At 64.6% G+C, this 23,399-nt stretch carries 17 protein-coding genes; 7 read left to right on the top strand and 10 right to left on the bottom strand.

Annotated elements, in window-relative coordinates:
- Positions 1–195: 195 nt before the first annotated feature.
- From ABIB80_RS30405 to ABIB80_RS30380, 6 genes are read right to left on the bottom strand one after another with little or no spacing between them, the layout of a single operon-like run.
- Positions 196–2,064: an ABC transporter ATP-binding protein gene (locus tag ABIB80_RS30405; protein WP_007595601.1), complete on the bottom strand. Its 1,869-nt coding sequence runs from the start codon at positions 2,062–2,064 to the stop codon at positions 196–198.
- A 9-nt stretch (positions 2,065–2,073) separates the two neighbouring features.
- Positions 2,074–3,000 (bottom strand): 2-hydroxyacid dehydrogenase, encoded by a 927-nt coding sequence (locus tag ABIB80_RS30400; RefSeq protein ID WP_007595602.1) that lies wholly within the window; start codon positions 2,998–3,000, stop codon positions 2,074–2,076.
- A 12-nt stretch (positions 3,001–3,012) separates the two neighbouring features.
- On the bottom strand, positions 3,013–4,341 hold the full coding sequence (locus ABIB80_RS30395; RefSeq protein WP_007595603.1) for an NAD(P)/FAD-dependent oxidoreductase: 1,329 nt from the start codon (positions 4,339–4,341) through the stop codon (positions 3,013–3,015).
- A 58-nt stretch (positions 4,342–4,399) separates the two neighbouring features.
- Positions 4,400–5,275: an ABC transporter permease gene (locus ABIB80_RS30390; protein WP_354128913.1), complete on the bottom strand. Its 876-nt coding sequence runs from the start codon at positions 5,273–5,275 to the stop codon at positions 4,400–4,402.
- Between the two features lie 3 nt (positions 5,276–5,278).
- Positions 5,279–6,229 (bottom strand): ABC transporter permease, encoded by a 951-nt coding sequence (locus tag ABIB80_RS30385; RefSeq protein ID WP_007595605.1) that lies wholly within the window; start codon positions 6,227–6,229, stop codon positions 5,279–5,281.
- 27 nt (positions 6,230–6,256) lie between these two features.
- The gene (locus ABIB80_RS30380) at positions 6,257–7,948 is read right to left on the bottom strand and encodes a peptide ABC transporter substrate-binding protein (protein WP_007595606.1); all 1,692 of its coding nucleotides are present in this window, start codon (positions 7,946–7,948) and stop codon (positions 6,257–6,259) included.
- 220 nt (positions 7,949–8,168) lie between these two features.
- Between ABIB80_RS30380 and ABIB80_RS30375 the strand changes: the two genes are divergently transcribed.
- The 4 genes from ABIB80_RS30375 to ABIB80_RS30360 all read left to right on the top strand — a co-directional run bounded on the left by ABIB80_RS30375 (position 8,169) and on the right by ABIB80_RS30360 (position 12,427).
- Positions 8,169–8,801, top strand: a complete 633-nt coding sequence (locus ABIB80_RS30375; protein WP_007595614.1) for a cupin domain-containing protein — start codon at positions 8,169–8,171, stop codon at positions 8,799–8,801.
- A 142-nt stretch (positions 8,802–8,943) separates the two neighbouring features.
- Positions 8,944–10,785 (top strand): ATP-binding protein, encoded by a 1,842-nt coding sequence (locus tag ABIB80_RS30370; protein WP_219684267.1) that lies wholly within the window; start codon positions 8,944–8,946, stop codon positions 10,783–10,785.
- Positions 10,786–10,862: 77 nt separating this feature from the next.
- The gene (locus ABIB80_RS30365; RefSeq protein WP_007595617.1) at positions 10,863–11,312 is read left to right on the top strand and encodes a cupin domain-containing protein; all 450 of its coding nucleotides are present in this window, start codon (positions 10,863–10,865) and stop codon (positions 11,310–11,312) included.
- 41 nt (positions 11,313–11,353) lie between these two features.
- The gene (locus ABIB80_RS30360) at positions 11,354–12,427 is read left to right on the top strand and encodes a hypothetical protein (protein ID WP_354128912.1); all 1,074 of its coding nucleotides are present in this window, start codon (positions 11,354–11,356) and stop codon (positions 12,425–12,427) included.
- A 191-nt stretch (positions 12,428–12,618) separates the two neighbouring features.
- On the opposite strand, the gene ABIB80_RS30355 is transcribed toward ABIB80_RS30360, so the two are convergent.
- Complete coding sequence (locus ABIB80_RS30355) at positions 12,619–13,137, bottom strand: GNAT family N-acetyltransferase (RefSeq protein ID WP_007595621.1); 519 nt, start codon at positions 13,135–13,137, stop codon at positions 12,619–12,621.
- Positions 13,138–13,153: 16 nt separating this feature from the next.
- Positions 13,154–13,972 (bottom strand): transporter substrate-binding domain-containing protein, encoded by an 819-nt coding sequence (locus tag ABIB80_RS30350; RefSeq protein ID WP_007595623.1) that lies wholly within the window; start codon positions 13,970–13,972, stop codon positions 13,154–13,156.
- Positions 13,973–14,227: 255 nt separating this feature from the next.
- Between ABIB80_RS30350 and ABIB80_RS30345 the strand changes: the two genes are divergently transcribed.
- Together ABIB80_RS30345 and ABIB80_RS30340 are read left to right on the top strand one after the other, a co-directional pair.
- Positions 14,228–15,421 (top strand): efflux RND transporter periplasmic adaptor subunit, encoded by a 1,194-nt coding sequence (locus ABIB80_RS30345; RefSeq protein ID WP_007595625.1) that lies wholly within the window; start codon positions 14,228–14,230, stop codon positions 15,419–15,421.
- A gap of 15 nt (positions 15,422–15,436) precedes the next feature.
- A complete protein-coding gene (locus tag ABIB80_RS30340; RefSeq protein ID WP_007595627.1) occupies positions 15,437–18,589 on the top strand; it encodes an efflux RND transporter permease subunit in 3,153 nt (1,050 codons plus the stop codon).
- Here the strand turns inward: ABIB80_RS30340 and ABIB80_RS30335 are convergent.
- Both ABIB80_RS30335 and ABIB80_RS30330 read right to left on the bottom strand, forming a co-directional pair.
- On the bottom strand, positions 18,586–20,853 hold the full coding sequence (locus ABIB80_RS30335; protein ID WP_007595636.1) for a cation:proton antiporter domain-containing protein: 2,268 nt from the start codon (positions 20,851–20,853) through the stop codon (positions 18,586–18,588). The genes ABIB80_RS30340 and ABIB80_RS30335 overlap by 4 nt on opposite strands.
- A gap of 401 nt (positions 20,854–21,254) precedes the next feature.
- Positions 21,255–22,427 carry an MFS transporter gene (locus ABIB80_RS30330; RefSeq protein WP_354128911.1) on the bottom strand — a complete coding sequence of 391 codons (1,173 nt, stop codon included), beginning with the start codon at positions 22,425–22,427 and terminating at the stop codon, positions 21,255–21,257.
- 60 nt (positions 22,428–22,487) lie between these two features.
- Between ABIB80_RS30330 and ABIB80_RS30325 the strand changes: the two genes are divergently transcribed.
- The gene (locus ABIB80_RS30325) at positions 22,488–23,324 is read left to right on the top strand and encodes an AraC family transcriptional regulator (RefSeq protein WP_354128910.1); all 837 of its coding nucleotides are present in this window, start codon (positions 22,488–22,490) and stop codon (positions 23,322–23,324) included.
- Positions 23,325–23,399: the final 75 nt, after the last annotated feature.

Below are 23,399 nucleotides of genomic sequence, written 5' to 3'. Positions count from 1 at the left end.
AACGGTCCAGCTGCAGCGCATAGCACGAAGCTGGCGCGGCCGGCCGTCGCACCGGGTCGCGACGCGATGATTTCATTGTGATTTCAGCGTGATGTAACAGGCCCGGCAGGGCGAAGGACACAACCGTTGACCTGCCCGGCAGATCGCTGCGCGACCTCATCGTGCATTTTGGAAAGGATTTGCGGCCTGCGCACGTCAGTTGGACCATTCCTCGCCCCAGACCTGGACGACGTGGCCCGGCGACACCTCGCGATATTGGCGCACGGGCGGCTGGTAATCGGGCGAGCGCACCGGGCTTCTGATCTCGTCGTTCGCTACCTGGCGCCTGGTGCCGCGGCGCGCTGGATCGGGCACCGGCACGGCCGCCATCAGCTTCTTCGTATAGGGATGCTGCGGATTGCCGAACAGGGCCGCGCGCGGGCCGGTCTCGACGATCTCGCCGAGATACATCACCGCGACGCGATGGCTCATGCGCTCGACCACAGCGATATCATGGGAAATGAAGAGATAGGCAAGTCCCATGCTGGCCTGAAGATCGAGCATCAGATTGACGACCTGCGCCTTGACCGAAACATCGAGTGCCGAAACCGCTTCGTCCGCGACGATCAGCTTCGGTCCGAGCGCGAGCGCGCGGGCAATGCAGATGCGCTGGCGCTGGCCACCGGAGAATTCGTGCGGAAAGCGTGGGGCCATGTCGGCGGTGAGACCAACGCGAACGAGCAGGTCGGCGACCTTCTCCCGCGCCTGCGACGCCGTGGCGAGCCCGTTGGCGAGCAATGGGGCCGCAATCGCCGTTCCCACCGACATGCGCGGGTTGAGACTCGCGAACGGATCCTGGAACACGATCTGCATCTGCTTGCGAAAGTCACGCAAGGTGCGGGCATTCATCGCCAGCACATCCTGCCCGTCGACCAGAACGGTGCCGCTGTCGGGCTCCGTCAGCTTGAGAATGGAGCGGCCCGTCGTCGACTTGCCGCAGCCGGATTCGCCGACCAGCGCCAGCGTCTCCCCGGCGCGCAAGGAGAAGGAGATGTTCTCGACCGCATGGACGCGGCCCGAGACCTTGCCGAACAGGCCCGAGCGGATTGGAAAGCGCGTCGTGAGGTTGGAGACCTCGAGCAGCGGTCGCTCGGCAATCGAGACCGTATCGGGCGTCTCCGCCGGCTCGTCCGAGGTTCCCGCTTGCTTGTCCACGATCGGAAAACGCATCGGCCGCGTCCGCCCATCCATCGAGCCGAGGCGCGGCACGGACGCGAGCAGTGACCTCGTATAGGGATGCGAAGGGGCTGCGAAGATGCGCGAGGTATGGTCGGTTTCCACCGCCTGGCCGCCATACATCACCACGGTGCGGTCCGCGATCTCGGCAACCACGCCCATGTCGTGGGTGATGAAGAGGATCGACATCTCCTCTTCCTGCTGAAGCTCCTTCAGAAGCTCCAGGATCTGGGCCTGGATCGTGACGTCGAGCGCCGTGGTCGGCTCATCCGCGATCAGCAGCCTCGGCTTGCAGGCCAGCGCCATCGCGATCATCACGCGCTGGCGCATGCCGCCGGAGAAGCGATGCGGATGCTCGTGGAAGCGCGATTTCGCCGCGGGGATGCGAACACGATCGAGCAGGCGGATGGTCTCGACCTCCGCCGCCGCACGCGACAGACCGCGGTGCTGGATCAGCGCTTCCGCAATCTGGAAGCCGATGGTCAGCACCGGATTGAGGCTCGTCATCGGCTCCTGGAAGATCATGGCGACTTCGTTGCCGCGAACGTCCTTCATGCTCGCTTCGGCCAGCGTCAGCAGGTCGCGGCCGGCAAGCCGGACGCTGCCTTCGACGCGGCCGTTCTCCTTCGGAATGAGCCGCATGATCGAGAGCGCGGTGACGCTCTTGCCCGAACCGGACTCGCCGACGATCGCCACGGTTTCCCGCGAGGCAATATCGAACGACACGTCGCGGACGACGGGACTCCATTGCCGTTCGCGCATGAAGGACGTCGTCAGGCCGGAGACCGACAGCACCGGCGACGTCGCGTTGGCAGCGACGTGGTCAGGTATCCTTGCGCCGCTGCTCATGCCAGTGTCCTAATAGCCGCGACTACGATCGACACGCCCCGGCAATTCTTCACCGCGGCGGTGGCGCGCGATCACATCCAGCACGAAATCGACCGCCGTATCCGGCGTGGTCATGCTGGCATTGTGCGGCGTGACCAGGATGCGCGGATGGCTCCAGAAAGGGTGACCCGCAGGCAGCGGCTCCGGCTCGGCGACATCGAGGACGGCACCCGACAACGCGCCGCTGTCGAGCGCCGCGAGAAAGTCGGCTTCGACCAGATGCGGGCCACGCCCGACGTTGACGAGCGACGCGCCGCGCGGCAGGCGCGCGAACAGATCCGCGTTCAGGATGCCGCGGGTCTCATCGGTCAAAGGCAACAGGCAGACGAGAATGTCGGTCTGCACAAGGAAATCCGGCAACGTCTCCATGCCTGCGCAACAGGCGACGCCCTCGATCTCGCGCGGCGAGCGATTCCAGCCGAGAAGTGGAAAATCGAAAGCTCTGAGCCGTTCGAGCACGGCCTGGCCGAGTTGGCCGAGGCCCATCACGCCGACGCGCCGACGTTTGGCCGGCGTGATCCGGATCTCGCGCCAGACCTGTTCCTTCTGCTGGGCAATGAAGGGCAGGAGGTCGCGATGCAGCGCGAGCACCGCCATGGTGACGTATTCGACCATCGTCTCGGCAATGCCCGGCTCCAGCATGCGCACCAGCGGAATGTGCGGCGGAACTTTTGACGCGTCGAACTGGTCGACGCCCGCACCGACCGAGAAGACGAGCTCGAGATTTGGGAAAGTCGTCGCGATGTCGTCCGGCGGCACCCACGCCACGAGATAGCGGACGTTGGCGGGATCGCCGATGTCGGGCCAGAGCCGGAACGGCACATCGGGCGCGCGCTCGGCGAAGAAGCCCGCCCATTCAGCGCCGCGAACCATGTTGGCCTTGTAGAGAACCGTCATGCCGCAAGGCCCTCAGAACGGGCTGACCGGCGCGAGCCGGCGGCCGTCGATCAGGCGCTTGTGGCTGTAGGCCGCGGGATCGACCAGCGGCGTCGCGCCCGTCACGATGTCGGCGGCGAGCTTGCCGGCCGCAGGACCGATGCCAAAGCCGTGGCCGGAGAAGCCGGTAGCGAGGAAGAAGCCGGGCATGGCGTCGACCGGCGAGATGACCGGGATGGTATCCGGCGTGCAGTCGATCGTGCCGCCCCAGGCTTCCGCGATCTCGATGTCCTTCAATTCAGGATTCGACTTGATCAGCGAAGCCAGCGCGGCATTGACCAGCGACATGTCAGGCGCGGGATCGCGCACGCGCTCGGTCTCGAACGGCGACGGCTTGTCCAAGCTCCAACTGGTGCCCCGCGTGAGCTGGTCGAAGAAGGATTTGCCGAATGACAGTTTCAACCCGTTCTTGCGATGCAGATAGGTCGGCCAGAAGGTTCGCGCGTAGCGGAACAGATCGGGCGACAGTTCGACCGTGCCGCGGTTGCGCAGCGCCAGCGTAAAGCCGCCGTCGAGGCGGCGGCGGATGCAATAGAAATCGGTGCCGAGCGCACCGGAGGTAATCTCCGGCCCGGGCGTGGTCCGGCACGCGGTCGCATTGACAAGGCCGATCGGCAGCTCGATGCCATGGCGGCGGCAGAACAGCGACGACCACGCTCCGCCGGACAGCAGCACTGATTGCGTGCGAATGGAGCCCTTCTCGGTGACCACGGCGCTCACCCGGCCGCCTTGCGTCTCCAACCCACGCGCGGCGCAGCCCTGATGAATGGTGACGCCGTGTTTTCGTGCGGCGGTCGCAAGCGCAGGCACGGCCATCGAGGGCTCCGCGCGCCCGTCGCTCGGCGTGTGCAGGCCGCCAACCCATGTCTCGGAATTGCCGGGCAGACGCTCGGCGACTTCCGCCGGCGTCAGGACGGTCGAGTGAACCTGCATCTCGCGCGCCGTTGCCGCCCATCGTTCCCAGCTGGCGAGCTCGTCCTTGCTCTTTGTCAGGAACAGCACGCCCGTGCGGCGGAAGCCGGCATCGACGCCGGCATCGTTCTGCATGTCTTCCCACAGGCGCAGCGCCTCGCGGGCCAGCGGGATCTCCTCACGCGCGCGACCCTGCTGGCGGCACCAGCCCCAATTGCGGCTCGATTGCTCGCCGCCGACATGGCCCTTCTCGACCAGGGCGACGGTGAGCCCCTTCTTGGCGAGATGATAGGCCGCAGAGACGCCGATCACGCCGCCGCCGATGACGACGACGTCCACCTGCGCCGGCAGGCGTTCATCGCTGTTTATACGGGTGAGCGGCGGGGACATGGGGCACTCCAGATATTCAGTTCGATCGGAGCAAGCTTGCTTATCGCTAGTTTGCAGATCATGGGATGTTCATTCGCGGATCGAGCGCATCGCGCAGGCCGTCGCCGAGGAAGTTGAAGCTCGTCACCGCCAGCGTGATGGCGAGGCCGGGCGCAATCGCGAGCCAGGGCGCGCTGGTGAGATAGATCTGTGCGTTGTTGAGCATGTTGCCCAAGCTCGCCGCCGGCGGCTGGATGCCGTAACCGAGATAGCTGAGATAGGACTCCAGCAGGATCGCCTTGGCGACGTTCAGCGTCGCCGCCACCACGATCGGCGCGACCGCGTTGGGCACCAGCTCGCGGAACATGATCCGCAGGTTCGACGAGCCGAACGCGAGTGCAGCAACCGCAAACTCGCGTTCCCGCAGGGAGCGCACCTGGGCCTCGACGACGCGGGCCACCCACATCCAGGCAGTTGCCGCGATCAGCACGGTGGTGGTGACGAAGCCGGGCTCGATGAGCGCCGCGAGCGCAAGCAGCAGGAAGATGGTCGGAAAGCAGAGCATGGCATCGACCAGCCGCATCAGCACCGCGCCGACCACGCCGCCAAAGAAGCCGGCGAAAGCGCCGACGACGATGCCCACCGCCATCGCCACCACCATCGCGACGAAGCCGATCGACAGCGAGACGCGCGCGCCCATCATCAGCCGCGCCAGCACGTCGCGACCGAGCTCGTCGGTGCCGAGGATGTGCGCGCCGGAGAACGGCGGCGCGAACCGCTTCATGATATCGATATAGGTGTCATCGAACGGCAGCAGATAGGGACCAAAGGCCGAGCCGAGGACGAGCACCAGAATGATCACGGCGCCCGCGAGCGCGAGCCGGTGCCGGCGGAAGCGCCGCCAGGCGGCATGGCCCGGCGCGAGCTGAACGGTCGAGAGGGCTGCGCTCGTCATCGCCTAGCCCACCCGTATCCTGGGATCGACGACGGCATAGAGGATGTCGGCGAGCAGCGACCCGATCAGCACCATGATCGCCGAGAACATCAAAATGCCCATCACCACGGGGTAGTCGCGATAGCCGATGGAATCGAGAAACAGGCGCCCCATGCCCGGCCAGGTGAACACGGTTTCGGCGACCAGCGCGCCGCCGAGCAGCGTCGGGAACTGAAGGCCGGCAACGGTGATCATCGGCAGCAGGGCGTTGCGCAGCGCGTGCACGGTGAGAATGCGCCATTCCGGCATGCCCTTGGCGCGCGCGGTGCGAATGTAGTCCTGGTTGATGACCTCGAGCATCGAGGAACGCATGAAGCGGCCCCACATCGCGGTCTCGACCAGCGCCAGCACCAGCGCCGGCGCGATCAGATGATGCAGAAGGTCGAGGAAGGAGCCGTCGCCGACGGTCTCGCGGTTGCCGGCCGGCAACCAGCCGAGCTTCACGGAGAAGATGTAAATCGTGACGAGTCCGAACCAGAAGGTCGGGATCGACAATGCGATCATGGCGCCGACGGTCGCGAGCGAATCGAACAGCGAATAGCGGCGCAGCGCACCGAGCACACCGATCCAGCCGCCGAGCAGCACCGCGATGATGGTCGCCGTCGACATCAGCTCCAGCGTGGCGCCGAGGTGCGACGAGATCACCGACAGCACCGCCTCGCCGTCGCGATACGAGTGGCCCCAATCCCCCCTCAGCATCCGGCCGAACCAGTCGAGATACTGGATCGGCAGCGAACGATCGAGGCCAAGCTGCCTGGTGACGCGATCGAGATCCTCCTGCGTCATCTGCGCGGAGGCCGCGAATTGCGAGAGCGGACCGCCGGGCGCCAGATGCAGAATGGCGAAGCCGATCGCGGACACGATCACCAGCAACATGATCGCCTGCGCCAGGCGATTGGCGACGTAACGGGCCATCTCAGGCGATCTCGCGCACCTGAACCATCAGGCCCAATACCATTCGCGGATGTTCCAGCAGTTGATCGACATGTTGATGTTGGGGCGGAAACCTTGCAGCCCTTCCTTCACGCCTTCGGCGATGAAGCCCTGGAATAGCGGCAGGATCGCGAGGTCGTCGCGGATGAGCTTCTGCAGAGTGCCATAGGTCGTCTTGCGCTGCGCCAGATCGAACTGCTTGGCACCTTCTGCGAGAAGCCGATCCGCCTCCGGGTTGCGATACTGATAGGTGTTGTAGCCGCGGCCACCCTTGGCAGGAATGGCGCCGGAGCCGAAGCGGGGCGTCACGTCGGGGTCGCTGCCGAGCATGAAATTCACCCCCACGATCACCGAATTGAATTTCGATTGCTGCCAGAAGTCGCCCCAGATCACCGCGGCCGGCATGTTGTTCACGCGCATCGCGGCACCGATCGCGCGCCAGTCCTGGATCAGCAATTGCTGAGTCTGCTCGCGCACCGCATTGCCCGACGTCGTTGAATTGGTGAATTCGAGCTTGACGCCGCCCTTCTCGCGCACCCCGCCAGAGCCACGCACCCAGCCGGCCGCATCGAGCAGCGTGTTGGCCTTGGCCGGATCATATTTGTGCTGCGGCAGCCCCTGCTGGAATGACCAGGCCTGCTGCGGCACGAAGCTTTCAGTCTGCGTCGGCAAGCCGTAGTTCAGCGCGTCGATGATCGCTTGCTTATTAATCGCGAGATAAAGCGCCTCGCGCACGGTGCGGTCCGCCAACGCGCCGAACTCCAGATTGGGAGCGATGTGCTCCACCGACGACGTCGAGGAGACGAAGATCTTGCGCCCCTTCAGCGTCTTCGCCTCCTGCACGAAGTTCGGCAAAATGCCTTGCAGGCCGGTGTAGTCGACCTGCCCGGTGCGGAACTGGGTGTAGAGCACGGTCAGGTCGGGAATATACTTGAACACTACGCGCTCAACGTAAGGTCCCTTGCCGTGATAGCCGGTATGGGCATTCAGCTGAATGTGGTCGCCGGGCACGCGCTCGCCCCAGCGAAACGGTCCGGTACCGACGGGCGCATTGTGGAACGGCGAGGCGTTCGGATCTGTCACCTTCTCCAGGATGTGCTTGGGCACGATGAAGGTCAGCGATCCCAGGATCGACATGTAGGGCGAATAGGGAGCTTCCATGCGCCAGTGAACCTCGTCGGGCGCGACGACCTTGATGTCCTTCACGAGACTATGGCCGACGCGGCTGCGCGCGCGGAAATCGGGATTGTTGATCAGCTCGAGCGAGAACTTCACGTCCTCGGCCGTGAACGCCGTGCCGTCGTGCCATTTCACGTCGCTGCGGAGCTTGATCTTCCAGGTCAGGCCGTCGGCCGACAGGCCGCCATTCTCGATGGTCGGGACTTCGCGGGCGAGGTCGGGAACGAACTTGCCGTCGGGATCGATGAACCAGAGCGGCGAGAACACCTGCCACCAGATGCCCTGATCGACTTCGATGCCCGGCATCAGGGGATGAAAGACCGTCGGCTCCTGCGACAGCGCCGCGATCACCTGCCCGCGCGGCTTGTCCGGCGGATTGGTCGGGCGTTCGGTCTGCGCAAACGCGTGGCCCGAAAGCGTCCATCCCGCCGCGGCGCCCGCGCCGAGCTGAAAGATCTGACGGCGGTTCGGATTGCCGAGATGCAGTGCCCCAACGCCGAACTTCCCGGTGTCGTCCGCCATGACCACTCTCCGTTTTCGCACGCGGCACCGTCTCCCGCGCCCCCGAGATCCCCGGCAAAAGGACAGGAGTGGGCTTTAGTGCTTCTAAATTTTTCTATCAAAAGTTCATCACGACTAAATACAGCTGTCAATCGGATTGGTAGGATGCGCGACCTTTTCACTCCGACTGAAGCTCCAGACCGCCATTGTCTGGGGCTGAGATGATGTATGGGAGAGCGACATGGATGGTCGCGGCGAGATCAACGATCCGAAGGATGCACCGGCGATCGAGGCCGACGATGCGGTCGACCAGCGCCTCGGCGAGACCGTGCGGCTGCTGCGCCAGCGTGCGGGCCTGTCGATCCAGGACGTCGCCAACAAGACCGGCCTCTCCAACGGCATGATCAGCCAGCTCGAACGCGCGCGTGCCATGCCGTCGATCCGCACGTTGCGCCTGCTCAGCATCGCGCTCGACGTTCCGATCTCCTATTTCTTCGAGACAACCGATCCCGCCGACGTGCAGCGCTACATCGTGCGCAAGAACAGCCGGCGCCTGCTGCGGCTCACCGCCAGCGGCGTCGTCAAGGAAGCGTTGACGCCGGCAGACAAAGGCCAGCTCGAACTCTACGAGCTCACCCTCAATCCCGGCGCCTCGTCCGGCACCGACTTCCTGCAGCACACCGGCGAGAAGGCGGGCTATATCCTCTCGGGCAGCCTGCGGCTGTGGCTCGACAACCAGGCCCATCTGCTCGAGGCCGGCGACAGCTTTCGCTTTCCGAGCATCGTGCCGCACATGTTCGACAACCCGACCCAGCAGACGGCACGCGTGATCTGGGTGACGACGCTGCGCCAGACCGATTCGCCGGCAGGTTGAAGCGCCGGCCTACCCGGTACCACCGCAAATTGCCCCTCGACGCCGCCGCGCGGAATCTGTAGCTCACATCTGTAGCTCAGGTGGAGCCGGTCATTGACAGGGCGGACACGAGGGTCTGCGACTGACGCGTTGGTGTGAGACCATGAAACTCAGGGGGCTTCTGACACTCGCGATGGCAGCGCAGGTCATCGTGACCGCGGCGGCTCTCCTCGTCTCCTATGCCGCGATCGGCACCGGGTTCGGCATTGCCCAGATCGTCGCGCTGCTCGCAAGCGGCGCCATTGCGGCCCTGCTGGCTCGTCTGTGCACGCGCGCGATCGAAACGGCGCAGGACAAACGCGCCGCCGCGCAACTGACCGAGCAGGCGCGGGCCAGCGCACAGCTGACGCAAGCCGTCATCAAGACCGCGCTCGATGCCTTCGTCCAGACCGACCAGAACGGCATCGTGCTGGAATGGAGCATTCAGGCCGAGGCCCTGACCGGATGGACGCGCAAGGAGGCGCTCGGCACCGACGTCGTCAACCTCCTCATCGCCGAGCCGCTGCGCGACGGCTTCAGGCAACGCATGATGCGGCTGCTGCCGGAATTGTCGGATACGCCGATCGGCATCCGGTTCGAAGCGACCCTGCTGCACCGAAACGGCGATGACATCCTGATCGAGGCGTCCAGCACGGCGCTCCACCTCGGGGGACGCACCCTCATCAACAATTTCGTCAAGGACGTCACGCGGAAGCGCGCCGCCGAGGAGCAGCTGATCCAGGCCCAGAAGATGGAGGCTGTCGGCCAGCTCACCGGCGGCATCGCGCACGAATTCAACAACATGCTCACCGTGATCACGGGCACGATCGAGATCCTCGCCGACGCAGTGAAGGACAATCCGCCGCTCGCCACCATCACCAAGCTGATCAGCGACGCCGCCGACCGCGGCGCCGCGCTGACGTCGAGCCTGTTGTCCTTTGCCCGCAAGCAGGCGCTCAAGCCGGCCGAGAGCGACATCAACGAACTGCTCGAAGAGCTCGCAAAGCTGCTGCTGGCAACCTTCGACAAGAAGATCGAGATCGTGACCCGGCTCGACGGCAACGTCTGGCTCGCCCTGGTCGATCGCGGCCAATTGAGCTCGGCGCTTCTCAACCTCGCAATCAACGCCCGCGACGCGATGCTGGATGGCGGCAGACTGACGTTGACGACGCGCAACGTCGTGTTCGGCGTCCGCGAGGCGGTGGCGGTCGGGGCCGGCTATGCCGGCGACTATGTCGAGATCGAGATCGCCGACACCGGCACCGGCATTCCGCCGGCCATTCTGGAGCGAATCTTCGATCCCTTCTTCTCGACCAAGGACGTCGGCAAGGGCACGGGGCTCGGGCTCAGCATGGTGTTCGGATTCATCAAGCAGTCCGGCGGCGGCATCAAGGTCGCTTCCGAGGAAGGACGCGGCACGACTTTCACGATCTACCTGCCGAAGGCGGAGGCGAGCACGCTTCGCCCCACCGGCTATGACGAGCGCAAGGTCGTGGGTGGGACGGAAACCATTCTTTGTGTCGAGGACGACCGCGACGTCCGCCAGTACGTCACGGTCCAGCTCGAAAGCCTCGGCTACAAGGTCATCCCGGCCGCCAATGCGGCCGAGGCGCTCGCCATCGCCGCCGAAGGAACGCCCTTCGACCTGCTTTTCACCGACATCGTGATGGCCGGCAGCTTGAATGGACGAGAGCTCGCCGACGAGATGGTGGCTGCGCGCCCCTCGCTGCGGGTGCTATTCACGTCGGGCTACGCCTACGACGCCCCGCATGCGCAGGGACGCGCCACCAAGGGCGCGCCGCTTCTGACAAAGCCCTACCGCAAGGCCGAGCTCGCGCGCATGCTGCGCCGCTCTCTCGACACCGCCGTCGACGACGCGGGCGATCCGATCCCGACGCCCTATTCCGTGCAGGCCGATCTCGAAGGCTTTCTGCGCAGGCAGGCCGCTGAACGCGACAGGCGGTAGGGCGCGTCTTGCGCATGGACAGCGCATGGCTGCTGCGCAACACTCCGTCTCGGTTACAATCCCATTGGAGGCGAGCCATGACTGCACTCGAAAAGGGCATCACCGCGAACGGTACGGGCTATGGCGGCAAGACCTGGAACATCCTCGGCCAGGTCTACTTCCCGAAGGCCGTCACCGAGTCTACTTTCGCGTTCGAGACCAACAGCGATCCTGGCCAGTTCGTGCCGGTGCACATCCATCCGACCCAGGACGAATTCATCCTGGTGCAGGAAGGCACGCTCGACCTCAAGCTCGACGGCAAATGGGTCAAGGCCCATGCCGGCGATCTCGTGCGCCTGCCGCGCGGCATCCCGCACGGCTATTTCAACAAATCCGACAAACCGGCCCGCGCGTTGTTCTGGGTCTCGCCGATGCAGAAGCTGGAGGCGCTGTTCAACCAGCTCCATGACCTGACCGACCCGGCCGAGGTCGTGCGCATCTCGGCGCTGCACGAGGTCGACTTCCTGCCGCCCGAAGCCAACGACTAGGCTACGATCCCCCGACCGACGAATCGTTGGGGGAACCGGCCATGACTGCACGACGTCAACTCCTCGCCATCATCGCGGCGCTTGGACTGCTCCTTACGACGTTCGTTCCGAGCCAGGCGCAAACGCTCACGGCCAGGCAAGCGGAAACGGTTGCGACCTACGAGCGTGCGCTCGGCGATTTCAAGGCAATCCTGGCCGAGCGGCGGCGCCAGATCGAGGCGAAGCAGCCGCTGCCGAACCTGCCGGGCCAAGCGCTGTATCTGGCACGCGTCGCCGTGATCAGTGCTTACAAGGATCTCACCGACGCCATGCCGTCCCGGATCGGCAGGCCCAACAAATTCGAAATTCCTCCAGCTTATTTCGACGCCGATATCGAACCGTTGATCGACGAATACTCAATACTGTTCGACATCATGGAAGCGCCGCCGGCGGGCGCGCAGAACTCGGCGACGCCGTTCAAGGACGTGGTCGATCTCGCGGTCGCGATCGCACGCGCGAAGGGGCTGGCGCCTGACCACGCCGAGGCCGCGGGCCGGATCAGCCTCGGGCTGTTCTTCGCCGAAACCAACGGCAAGCAGAACGTCCGCAACGGACGCTCGAACACCTATATGGGCAGCTTCCAGACCGGCCCGTCCGAGGACCGCAACGGCCGCAGGAAGTGGGAAGCCATCAAGGGCGAGATCGCGGCGGCCGATCCCGGGTTGAGTGCGCGCGACGACAAGGAGGAGGCGCGGGCCAGCGGTACCGATCATCGCTTCAATCACTGGACCAACGTACGCGATGGCCTGATGAACGCGCATGCGGATGTTTTCCGGGAGATCCCAGGAATCGTGAAGACGCTGCCCGACCGGATCGAGCAGATGAAGCTGTTCGAGCTGATCCAGATCATTCCTACGCCGACACGGTCGGCGCTCAAGTCCGGCGATCTCCTGAACTACAGGGTGTCCAGTCCGACGATCATGAAGCACCTGCGCAACAACAGCATCTTCGCATTCGGACAGGCCGACCGGGCGCGCACCTCGGCAAGCTTCCGCGAGATCCTTGGCGCAATGTGGCTGTTCAAGCGGAAATTCGAGAAGGCGATGGCGAAGTATGCGGAGATCAAGCCGCGCTGAGGATTACACCCCTACTGGATGCGCACTAGTCCTCCGGCTTGTAGCCGTCCGTCAGCATCTTCAGGAAGGTGATGATGTCGGCTTCGTCCGTTGCACCTGATAGCGTGCCATCGCAACCATCGCCTCCGCGATCACGAGCCGCTGACTATCAGCGCAACCGCCCTGAAGGCGCGCATTTTGGCGGAGGGCTGTCAAAGCCGCTTGGTGAAATGATAGCGACGAATGCCACCACCCACGGTCTTGTTGCTGGCGGCATCGGCAATCTCTTCGCGCTCGCTTCGGTATCCAGAGTTTCGATACAGCGCCAGCGCGTCCTGCTGAAGCTCCGACGTACTGAGTTGCAGTTGCTGCCGATTTCGCCGACGGCATTCATCCTCCGCGAACGCCAGCATCTTTCGCGCAATTCCCTGGCGGCGCAGGCCGGGAGCGACGTACATGCGCCGCAGCTCCATCGCATGCTCGCCTGAGGCCTCCAGACCGAACATGCCGACGATCTCGTCGTCGGCAACGGCGACCCAGAAACCGCTGTTCCGGCTTGCATAGTAATCCGCGAGCCGATCGATCTCTTCGGCGAGAGAGTGGACGATATAGCGTTCAAACGCCTCCGCCATATGCGCTGGTGCCAATAGACGATTCACCCGGACGAACAGCTCGCGCACGGCAGCAGCATCAGGCGGTGCAAAGGCGCGAATCTCAATCTCTCTTGTCATGGAGGCGCTGCCGCCGCTACTCTGTCCTTATCGGCGTGTCCTTCAGGCCATTGCTGTCATACGCCTTGCGCAAGGTGCCGTTCGTCACCGCCTCGTTCATGAACTTGGCGGCGAAGGTCAGCGCTTGGGGATGGCCGAGCGGGACGGCGACCGCGGTGACGGTCTTCTTGAAGGTCTCGTCGAGCACTCGCGTGCCCGGAATCTTCTGCGCCATCTTGTTGAGCTGGTCGCGCGACAGCGCGAAGGCGTCGATCTCGCCGCTCTTCAGGAGGCCGAAGATTTCGTCATAGGTCTGGTAGCCCGTGACCTTCGCATTCTTCAGATGGGCAACCGCGCCGCGCATGGTGGTGGTGGCGTTGACGGCCGCGACCTTGATGCCCACCTGGTCGAGCGTGGCGAAATTGGTGACGTTCGAGCCTGATTTGACGATGTAGGTGGCATCCGCGACCTCGTAGATCGGACCGAACGTCATCCTGCTCTCGCGCTCGGGATCCTTGGGGAGCCAGGTGACGTCCCAAGCACCTTTTTCAAGAGTGCCTTTCGATGCGGCATCGGTGATCTGGCCGGAATTCTGGTGCACGACATATTCGACGGGCACGCGGAGCTGGGCGGCCATCTCCTTGCCGAGATCGACCGGAACGCCGGCATAGCCGGCTTCGGTTTTGGTGGACCAGAACGCGCCGCCCGCCGGGCTGATCGCGATCGCGACCCGCAGCCTGCTGGTCGGCGCGATCTCGTCCTTCAGGCCATCGGCTAGCGCGGGCATGGCAACCGCCGCGGCGAGAACGAGGCCGGCAAGGACCGATTTAAGCACCGACTGGAGAGGCGTGGGCATGTCATGATCTCCCGACCTTTTCTTCTTTTATTCTTCTCTTTTTTGTCCCGACCGCTTCGCGCGCCGTCGCTCAGCCTGTGACATAATTCTGGTCGATCGTGCGCGCGATGAAAAGCGGTTTGTGACGGCAAAGCTGCCAAAGGCCACAGCGCAGTCTGCGGTGCAAGGCCGACGACTGCCATGGCTATGGTGTTCCACGTCCGGGCATTTGTTGATAGCCTCCCGCCCCGACAGACAGCAACCGGGGGCCACCGAATGACCTGCGCGAATCCCGCATCTCCCGCACGAAGCAACGGAGCGTGGAGACATGTCGGGCGGGCACTGGCCGCCGCGATGGCCGTGGCCGCACTCACCGGCTGCGAGGACAAGAACAGTTTCGTCGCCCCGCCCCCGCCCAAGGTGGACGTGGCTACGCCCGTACAGCGCCCGGTGACGCGGTATGTCGAGGCCACCGGCAACACCGCGCCGGTCAAGAATGTCGATCTCGTCGCACGCGTGCAGGGATTCCTGCAATCGATCGACTACCAGGACGGCGCCTTCGTCAAGCAGGGAGCCCAGCTGTTCACGATCGAGCCCGAAACCTACAAGCTCAAGCTCGACCAGGCGCAGGCGGCCGAGGCCGGCGCGCAGGCCTCGCTCCGGCAGGCGGAAGCCGACTTCAAGCGGCAGAGCGATCTCGTGCAGCGGCAAGCGGTCTCGCAAGCGACTTTGGACAGCTCGACTTCGAACCGCGACAACGCACAGGCCAACCTCCAGCAGGCCCAGGCCAACACCCGCCTCGCCGAAGTCAACTACGGCTACACCAAGGTGAGCGCACCATTCGACGGCGTCGTCAGCGCGCATATGGTCTCGATCGGCGAGCTCGTCGGGGTCTCCTCCCCGACTCAACTCGCCTCCATCGTCGCGATGGACCCGATCTATGTGAATTTCACCGTCAACGAGCAGGACGTGCTGCGCATCCGTGCCGAGGCCTCCCGCCGGGGGCTCACCGCCGCCGACATGAAGCAATTTCCGATTCAAGTCGGCCTGCAGACCGAGGCCGGCTATCCGCATGAGGGCAAGCTCGACTATGTCGCCCCGACCCTCACCCAGTCGACGGGCACGCTCGCGGTGCGCGGTCTCGTCCCCAACGACAAGCGGGTGCTGCTGCCCGGCTATTTCGTCCGCGTCCGCGTGCCCTTCACCCAGGAGAAGGACGCCCTGCTCGTGCCCGACACCGCGCTCGGCAGCGACCAGGGCGGCCGCTATCTCCTCGTCGTCAACGGCGACAACGTCGTCGAGCAGCGCAAGGTGCAGATCGGTCCCGTCGACAACGGCCTGCGCGTGATCGAAAGCGGCTTGAAGCCGGAGGACCGCGTGGTGATCGCAGGGCTGCTGCGGGTGATTCCGGGCCAGAAGATCGATCCGCAGGTGACGAAGATCGAGCAGCCGCAGGCGTCTGCCAAGTAAGTAGGAGCGCCTGCCATGATCTCAAAATTCTTCATCGAGCGGCCGGTCCTCTCGAACGTCATCGCGCTGCTGATGATCCTGATCGGCGGCGTCGCGCTGTTCAACCTCGCGATCGCGCAATATCCCGACGTGGTGCCGCCGACGGTGCAGGTCACGACCCGCTATCCCGGCGCCAGCGCCAAGACCGTGATCGACACGGTTGCCTTGCCGATCGAACAGCAGGTCAACGGCGTCGAGGATATGCTCTACATGCAGTCCTACAGCGGCTCTGACGGCACCTATACGCTGACCGTGACCTTCAAGATCGGCACCGACCTCAACTTCGCGCAGGTGCTGGTGCAGAACCGCGTCTCCAGCGCACTGTCGCAACTGCCCCAGTCGGTGCAGAACCAGGGCGTCACCGTCCAGAAGCGGTCGACGTCGATCCTGCTATTCGTGACGCTGACCTCGCCCGACAAGACGTTCGACAGCCTGTATCTGAGCAACTACGCCACCATCAACCTCCGCGACGAACTCTCGCGCCTGCCCGGCGTCGGCAACGTCACCGTGTTCGGCGCCGGTCAGTATTCGATGCGGGTGTGGCTAGATCCGAACAAGCTGCAGGTCCGTGGCCTGGTGCCGCAGGACGTCATCCAGGCGATCCAGCAGCAGAGCCAGCAGGTCTCGGCCGGCCAAGTCGGCGCGCCGCCGACGCCGCCGGGCCAGGCGTTTCAGTACACCCTCAACGTCAACGGCCGGCTCGACGACACCACCGAGTTCGAGAACATCATCGTCAAATCGGGCACCAGCGGCGACGTCACGCGGGTGCGCGACGTCGGCTGGGTTGAGCTCGGCGCGCAGACCTACAGCCAGATCTTTTCGCTAAACAAGCAGCCGGCCACCGGCATCGGCGTGTTCCAGTCGCCCGGCGCCAATGCACTCCAGGTCGAGCAGGCCGTCGAGAAGAAGATGGCGGAGCTTGCGAAGGCGTTCCCGCAAGGCATGAAGTACGATACGCCGTTCGACACCACAAAGTTCGTGCAGGCCTCGGTGCACGAGGTCTACATGACGCTAATCGAGGCCGGCCTGCTGGTGCTGGTCGTGATCCTGGTGTTCCTGCAGGACTGGCGCGCGATGCTGGTGCCGGCCACCACGGTGCCGGTGACCATCATCGGCGCCTTCGCCGCCATGGCGGCGCTCGGCTTCACCATCAACATGTCGACGCTGTTCGCGATCGTCCTCGCGATCGGCATCGTCGTCGACGACGCCATCGTCGTGGTGGAAGGCGCGGCCCACAACATCGAGCAGGGCATGAACGGCCACGACGCCGCGATCAAAGCAATGGACCAGTTGTTCGCGCCGATCGTCGGCATCACGCTGGTGTTGATCTCGGTGTTTTTGCCGGCGTCGTTCCTCGCCGGGCTCACCGGCCGCATCTATTCGCAATTCGCGCTGGTGATCGCCGCGACCGCGCTTCTGTCCGCCATCAACGCGGCGACGCTGAAGCCGACGCAATGTGCGCTCTGGCTACGGCCGACAGTGCCGCCGGAGCAGCGCAACTTCTTTTATCGCGGCTTCAACGCGGTCTACAACCGCGTCGAGCGCGGCTACATCCGTCTGATCGGCGTGCTGTGCAGGAACAGCACGATCTCGGTCGCGATCGCACTGGTGCTGATCGTGATCGGCGGCTACGGGTTGTCGCGGGTGCCGACCGGCTTCCTGCCGATCGAGGACCAGGGCTATCTGATCGCCGCCGTGCAACTGCCCGACGGCGCAGCGCTGGAGCGGACCCAGAAGGTGCTCGACAGAGCGAGCGAGCTGATCAAGGACACGCCTGGAGTCCAGCAAGTCATCACCATCGCCGGCATCTCCGCGCTCGACAACAGCGCCAGCCTTGCCAATGCCGGCGTCGCCTACATCATCCTGAAGGACTGGGACGCGCGCAAAGGACCGGGCGAGGATCTGCGCTCACTGGTCTACGGCCTGAACGACAAGCTCGCGGCCATCATGGAAGCGCGCACGCTGGTGCTGCCGCCGCCGCCGATCCAGGGCATCGGCAACGCGGCCGGCTTCTCGATGCAGGTCGAGCTGCGCGACGGCAACAGCGATTTCGCCAAGCTCCAGGCCATCACGGGCGCGATGGTCAGCAATGGCCAGAGCCAGAGCGCGCTGCAGCGCGTCCAGTCCTCGTTCCGCTCTTCGGTGCCGCAATTCAACGTCGAAGTCGACCGCATCAAGACCCAGACGCTGCACGTCACGACGGACCAGGTGTTCGCGGCGCTGTCGACCTATCTCGGCTCGTCCTATGTCAACCAGTTCAACAAGTTCGGCCGCGTGTTCCAGGTCTACACGCAAGCCGATCCGGCCTTCCGCGTCACCGAGCGCGATATCGCCAACATGATGGTGCGCAACTCGAACGGCGACATGATCCCGATCGGCACCGTCGCCACGATCACGCCGGCCACCGGCCCCTCGCTGATCAGCCTCTACAATCTCTATCCGTCCTCGACCGTGATCGGCCTGCCGGCGCAGGGCTATTCCTCCGGCCAGTCGCTGAAGCTGATGGAGGAGATCGCGGACAAGACGCTGCCGCCGGGCACCGGCTACGAATGGACCGCGATGTCCTATCAGGAGAAGGCCGTCTCCAACCAGATCTACTGGGTGTTCGGTCTCGCCATGCTGCTGGTCTATCTCGTGCTCGCCGGCCAATACGAGAGCTGGTACGCGCCGATCTCGGTGATCCTGGCGGTGCCGCTGTCGTTGCTCGGCCCCATGCTGATCCTCAATGCCCTGAAGATCGACAACAACCTCTATTGCCAGATCGGCCTGATCCTGCTGATCGCGCTGTCGGCCAAGAACGCCATCCTGATCGTCGAGGTCGGGCTCGAGCTGCACGGCCGCGATGGCAAGCCGGTGCTGGAATCCGCGATCGAAGCTGCGCGCGCCCGCTTCCGCCCGATCTTGATGACGTCGTTCGCCTTCATCCTCGGGGTGGTGCCGCTGGTGATCGCGACCGGCGCCGGCGCCAGCGCGCGGAAGTCGATCGGCATCACGGTGTTCTCGGGCATGCTGGCCTCGACCTGCCTTGCGGTGTTGTTCGTGCCGGCGTTCTTCGTGGTGGTGCAGCGGTTCGAGAATTGGCGTGCGTCGAAGAAGACGCCGAAGGCGGTGGCCGAGGTGAAGTCCTAGGCTTGCTCCGCAGCCACCTGCCGCGCCTCGCCGCTTGAGACCAGGAGCACCGAGACTTTTGCCTGCCTGAGCACGGCGTCGGCGACGCCACCGAAGGAGAGGTGATCGGCCTGGATGCGATCGACGCCCATCACCACGAGATCGACGTCAGTGGTCTCGATCTCGCGCAGGATCGCCGCTTCCGGCGCCCGGTTCGCGCGCAAGGTCGTGGTGATGTCGACCTCGTAGCGGGCGGCAAGATCGCTGGCGTCCTTCAGGATGCCGGCCTCGTGACTCAGACCCCGAGAGGCCCCGCGTTGCGCGCCCTTGTCGCGCGTCGTCGCGACATAGATCACCCGGAGCGAGCCTGATCCCGCCTGCGCCAGCGCGACCGCGACCTCCGCGCCGCGCTTGGAGACGCCGCTGCCGGAGACCGGAACGAGGATGTTGAGCGCCTCGGGCATCGGCTGCTTCAGGTGCTTGCCCTTGGCCGCCACGATCGCGAGCGGTCCTTCGAACTTCGCTGCGATGTCCTCGATCTTCCTATCGAAGCGATCCTTGGCGGCAGCAACCTTGTCGACGCCGATGACCAGGAGGTCGAAGCCCTTGCGCGCTTCGTCGGCGATGGACGCGCCGAGCTCCGCACGCCTTGCCCGGGTGACGACATCGACGCTGCCGGAATCGCCATCGCCATGGGCCGAGACGGTCTCGGCGGCCTTCTTCACCACGGCTTCGGGGCTCTCCTCCTCGTCGCGTCCCTTCTCCTGATCCTTGGCGCGCTTGCCGATGTGCAGCACCGTGATCGGCAGACCGCGCATGCCGGCGATCAGGCCGGCAATGTGGGCGGCGAAGGTGGCGTTGACACTTTCGTCTACTGCCAGCAAGGGACGTTCGAGATTGGCGACGAAGCCGCGCTTCTCGAACTCTTCGCGCTCCAGGCGCTCTTGCTCCTCCTCGTTCATCGGCAGCTTCGCCAGCGCCGCACGCAGCATCGGCGGCATCGCCATCGTGGTCACGATCGCCATGGTCACGATCATCGTGAACAGGTTCTGGCTGAGCACGCCGATCGAAAGACCGATGGTGGCGATGATCACCTCGGTCGAGCCGCGCGCGTTCATCCCGCTTGCGAGGGCCAGCGACTCCCGTGTGTTCAGCCCGCCCACGGTTCCGCCGACGAAGGCGCCGCCGAACTTGCCGACACTGGCGATCACGACCAGCAGGCCGGTGAGCATCAGCAGATGGGGATCGCGCAGCACCGTGAGGTCGGCGCTCAAGCCGGCCAGACCGAAGAACACCGGCATGAAGAAGCTGGATATCAACCCGCGCAGGCGCTCGTCGATCTGCCGCGTCAGGATCGGGGACTCGCCGACCAGAATGCCGGCGACAAAGGCGCCGAGCACGGTGTGAACGCCGATCAGATGCGTGATCAGCGCCATGGCGCACATCATCAGCAGGATCACCGTGATGACCGGCGCGGTGCTGACGAGATTGTCGTTGGCCCAGCGGATGAGCTGGAACGCGAGGCGGCGGCCGATGGTGAAGCTGATGGCGAGGAAGGCGAGCGTGCCCAGCACGGCTTTCGCCACCGAGGCGATATCCAGCGTGCCGTGCGACGCCAGGCTGAAGATGACGGCGATGATGATCCAGCCGATGGTGTCGTCGATGACGGCGGTGGCGACGATGATCTGGCCGACATTGCGGCGCATGAAGTTCATCTCGCGGACGACCACTGCGACGATCTTCACCGAGGAAATCGACAGCGCCGTGCCCATGAACAGCGACGCAACCAGGCGGGCTTGCGGATTCGGCAACAGCGTGTCCGGCAGGAACTCGCCGAGCGCGAAGCCGCAGGCGAAGGGCACGAGGATGCCGGCGATCGAGATCGCGATCGCGGCCTTGCCGACCTTCCTGACCAGCTTGAGGTCGGTTTCCATGCCGGTCAGCAGCAGCAGAAGCAGGATGCCGAACTGCGCGATGCCGTCGATCATCGCTTTCTGCTCGGGCGTCTTGGGGAAGATCGCGTGCTGCGCCTCGGGCCAGATCCAACCGAACAGCGAGGGCCCGAGCAGGATGCCGGCGAGCAGTTCGCCGATCACCGAGGGCTGGCCGAGGCGCTGCATGATCTCGCCGAGACCGCGGCCGACCGCGATCAACAGCACGATCTGGGCCACCAGCAGGAATTCGGACGGACCGGCCGATTTGCCGCCCTCGGCACTGGCCGCAATTGTGGTGAGGACAAGCGCCGCGGGGACAAGGCCGACCGGTCGGAGCAGGCTCCACTGCATGCAGGAATTTTCCCCCTTCATCTGCCCCGGCGAGGTGCCGGGATGACGGGGATAGAACCCGCGGCAGGCAACCGGAGTTCCTTGAGTTCGCGGCCGGGTAAGGGGACAACACCAAAAAACGCGAAAACAACCCCATGCGCAGTAGGGATGAGGTTGAAAAGACTGAAGAAAAATTTTGTCTCTGCGAAACTCAAATTTCGTCTTTGCCGAAAATCACTTGCTCCGTCGGGCAAAACACTGGCATGATGGCATCATGAGTGGTCTGCGCAGGGTGCCTCCTCATCCCCCGTCATTGCGAGCGCAGCGAAGCAATCCAGACTGCCGCCGCGGAAAGATTCTGGATTGCTTCGCTACGCTCGCAATGACGACGTGGAGAGAGCCGCGCGCCTCACGCCGATCCCTCACACCGCCTGCGGTGTCCTGATCTCGCGCGGGAGAATGATCGCGGCTGCGATCGCGAGCAGGCAGAGTGCGGCGAAGGCATGCAGCATGGTGACGAAGCCGCCCTGCTCGTAGAGCCAGGCGACCAGGCCGACCGAGGCGCCGGCCGCGGTGAAGCCGATGAAGTAGCGCACGGCATAGGCGCGCGAGCGCCATTCCTCGCTGGTGTATTTGCCGACCATGGCGTCGTTGACCGTGACCTGCCCGAACGCGCCCATGACGATGCCGATCGAGACCAGGATCAGCGGCAAATTGGACAGGCTCGCGGCCAGATACAGGAACGGCGCCAGCATGAAGGACAGCGGCAGCGCCACCGTCTTCAGCGAATAGCGGTCGAGCAGCCGGCCGATCGTGTATTGCGTCATCGCGCCGAACACGTAGACGCAGGCGGCAATAACACCAAGCAGCGCCGGGCTTTTGGTGAGATCGGCAAGCCGCTCCGCGAACAGCTTTGGCAGCGCCACGGTGACGGCGTTGAACGTGGTGGAAATCGCGATCACGACGATCAGCAGCGACAGGATCACGCGCCACATGTCCTGCTTGGCGACCCGCGCCTGCGCTGCCGCCTGCTTCGAGCCCTTGCGGTCCTCGTGCACGACCATCATCGCAAAGGCGATGCCGATCAGGATGGTGACGATGCCGGGTACGATGAAGGCGAAGCGCCAGCCGAGATATTGGCCGATCACGCCTGTGACCAGCGCCGATGATGCGACGCCGAGATTGCCCCAGACGCCGTTGATGCCCATCTCGCGGCCGAGCCTGTCGGCGTAGGAGACGATCATGGCAGTGCCGACGGGATGATAGATCGAGGCAAAAATGCCGATCGCGAACAGCGCCGCGCCGAGTTGCGCCTGCGTCTGCACGAACCCGACCGAGATCATGGAGGCGCCGATGCCGACGAAGAAGATCAGCATCATGTGGCGGCGGCTCCAGCGGTCCCCGAGCCAGCCGGTGAGCAGCGAGCCCGCGCCAAAGGCGACGAAGCCCGGCGTCGCATAAGGCAAGAGTTCCGAATAGGCCATGCCGAGCGCCGGTCCCATGATGATCACCGCGGCGGCGAAAATCAGCATCGCGTAATGGTCGATGAAATGCCCCGCGTTGACGAAACTGATCACCCGGCCGGGGCTGTTCATTCCGAATCCTCTCCTGCTCCGAAATGAGTTATATGTCGGGCGAGTGACGGGATGCCGCCAATGACTGTCGTCGAGACGCCAATCCTCCGGGCGGTCCGGAGCAATCATCGCTCGCCCGCGGGCGTGCATCTGGTCGCGCGCGACTACCCCAAGGGCATGCGGATCGATCCGCATATGCACCGCGAGGCACAGCTGATCTATGCCGCCAGGGGCACCATGCAGGTGACGACGCCCGGGGGGCGCTGGCTGGTGCCGCCGGACCGCGCGGTCTGGGTCCCCGCCGGGCTCCAGCACGCCATCGATCTGCTCGCCGACATCGAGATGCGGACGCTCTATTTCGACCTCGCCTGGCTGAAGCGCGAGCAGCGCCATGAGGGACTGACCAGGGAATTCGTGGTGCGGGTGTCGCCGCTGCTGAACCAGGCGATCCTCGCGCTGTTCGACGCCCACAATACCGAGGAGCGGACCGATCTGCTGGTTCGCCTGGTGATGCTGGAGCTGGTCCAGGCTGAGGATTCCGCGACCTTCGTGCCGCTGCCACACGAGCCGCGCTGCCGGCGCGCGGCCATGATCGTACTCGACGATCCCACCGGCCTGCACGACATCGACGCGCTGGCGCGCGAGGTCGGAACCTCCGCGCGCACGCTGTCGCGGCTGTTTTCGACAGAGACGCAGCTGAGCTTCAAGAGCTGGTGCCAGCGCGCAAGGATCGCGGCGGCGATCCAGCGGCTGTCGACCGATGCCAATGTGTCAGTGAAGCAGCTCGCGACCCAGCTCGGCTATGCCAGCGTGCCGGCGTTTTCCGCCGCGTTCCGTCAGGTGACGGGACGGACGCCGACGGAGTTTGCCACACACTCCGTGTCATCGCCCGGCTTGATGTTTAGACCGGAGACATAGCTGACGCTTGTTCGGACACATCACTGACAGGTTGGCCATTGGTCAAGTCGATTGATGCGACCTGCCAACTGGCGA

Source organism: Bradyrhizobium sp. i1.15.2 (genome assembly GCF_040548425.1).
Taxonomy (GTDB): domain Bacteria; phylum Pseudomonadota; class Alphaproteobacteria; order Rhizobiales; family Xanthobacteraceae; genus Bradyrhizobium; species Bradyrhizobium canariense.
This window is presented reverse-complemented; position numbering and strand designations above follow the sequence as displayed.

Excerpts from the sequence above, each read along its gene's own strand:
- ABIB80_RS30330 (WP_354128911.1), bottom strand. The coding sequence starts at position 22,427 with ATGAACAGCCCCGGCCGGGTGATCAGTTTCGTCAACGCGGGGCATTTC.
- ABIB80_RS30370 (WP_219684267.1), top strand. The coding sequence starts at position 8,944 with ATGAAACTCAGGGGGCTTCTGACACTCGCGATGGCAGCGCAGGTCATC.
- ABIB80_RS30360 (WP_354128912.1), top strand. The coding sequence starts at position 11,354 with ATGACTGCACGACGTCAACTCCTCGCCATCATCGCGGCGCTTGGACTG.
- ABIB80_RS30385 (WP_007595605.1), bottom strand. The coding sequence starts at position 6,229 with ATGGCCCGTTACGTCGCCAATCGCCTGGCGCAGGCGATCATGTTGCTG.
- ABIB80_RS30400 (WP_007595602.1), bottom strand. The coding sequence starts at position 3,000 with ATGACGGTTCTCTACAAGGCCAACATGGTTCGCGGCGCTGAATGGGCG.
- ABIB80_RS30395 (WP_007595603.1), bottom strand. The coding sequence starts at position 4,341 with ATGTCCCCGCCGCTCACCCGTATAAACAGCGATGAACGCCTGCCGGCG.
- ABIB80_RS30325 (WP_354128910.1), top strand. The coding sequence starts at position 22,488 with ATGACTGTCGTCGAGACGCCAATCCTCCGGGCGGTCCGGAGCAATCAT.
- ABIB80_RS30375 (WP_007595614.1), top strand. The coding sequence starts at position 8,169 with ATGGATGGTCGCGGCGAGATCAACGATCCGAAGGATGCACCGGCGATC.
- ABIB80_RS30350 (WP_007595623.1), bottom strand. The coding sequence starts at position 13,972 with ATGCCCACGCCTCTCCAGTCGGTGCTTAAATCGGTCCTTGCCGGCCTC.
- ABIB80_RS30390 (WP_354128913.1), bottom strand. The coding sequence starts at position 5,275 with ATGACGAGCGCAGCCCTCTCGACCGTTCAGCTCGCGCCGGGCCATGCC.
- ABIB80_RS30365 (WP_007595617.1), top strand. The coding sequence starts at position 10,863 with ATGACTGCACTCGAAAAGGGCATCACCGCGAACGGTACGGGCTATGGC.
- ABIB80_RS30340 (WP_007595627.1), top strand. The coding sequence starts at position 15,437 with ATGATCTCAAAATTCTTCATCGAGCGGCCGGTCCTCTCGAACGTCATC.
- ABIB80_RS30405 (WP_007595601.1), bottom strand. The coding sequence starts at position 2,064 with ATGAGCAGCGGCGCAAGGATACCTGACCACGTCGCTGCCAACGCGACG.
- ABIB80_RS30380 (WP_007595606.1), bottom strand. The coding sequence starts at position 7,948 with ATGGCGGACGACACCGGGAAGTTCGGCGTTGGGGCACTGCATCTCGGC.
- ABIB80_RS30335 (WP_007595636.1), bottom strand. The coding sequence starts at position 20,853 with ATGCAGTGGAGCCTGCTCCGACCGGTCGGCCTTGTCCCCGCGGCGCTT.
- ABIB80_RS30345 (WP_007595625.1), top strand. The coding sequence starts at position 14,228 with ATGACCTGCGCGAATCCCGCATCTCCCGCACGAAGCAACGGAGCGTGG.
- ABIB80_RS30355 (WP_007595621.1), bottom strand. The coding sequence starts at position 13,137 with ATGACAAGAGAGATTGAGATTCGCGCCTTTGCACCGCCTGATGCTGCT.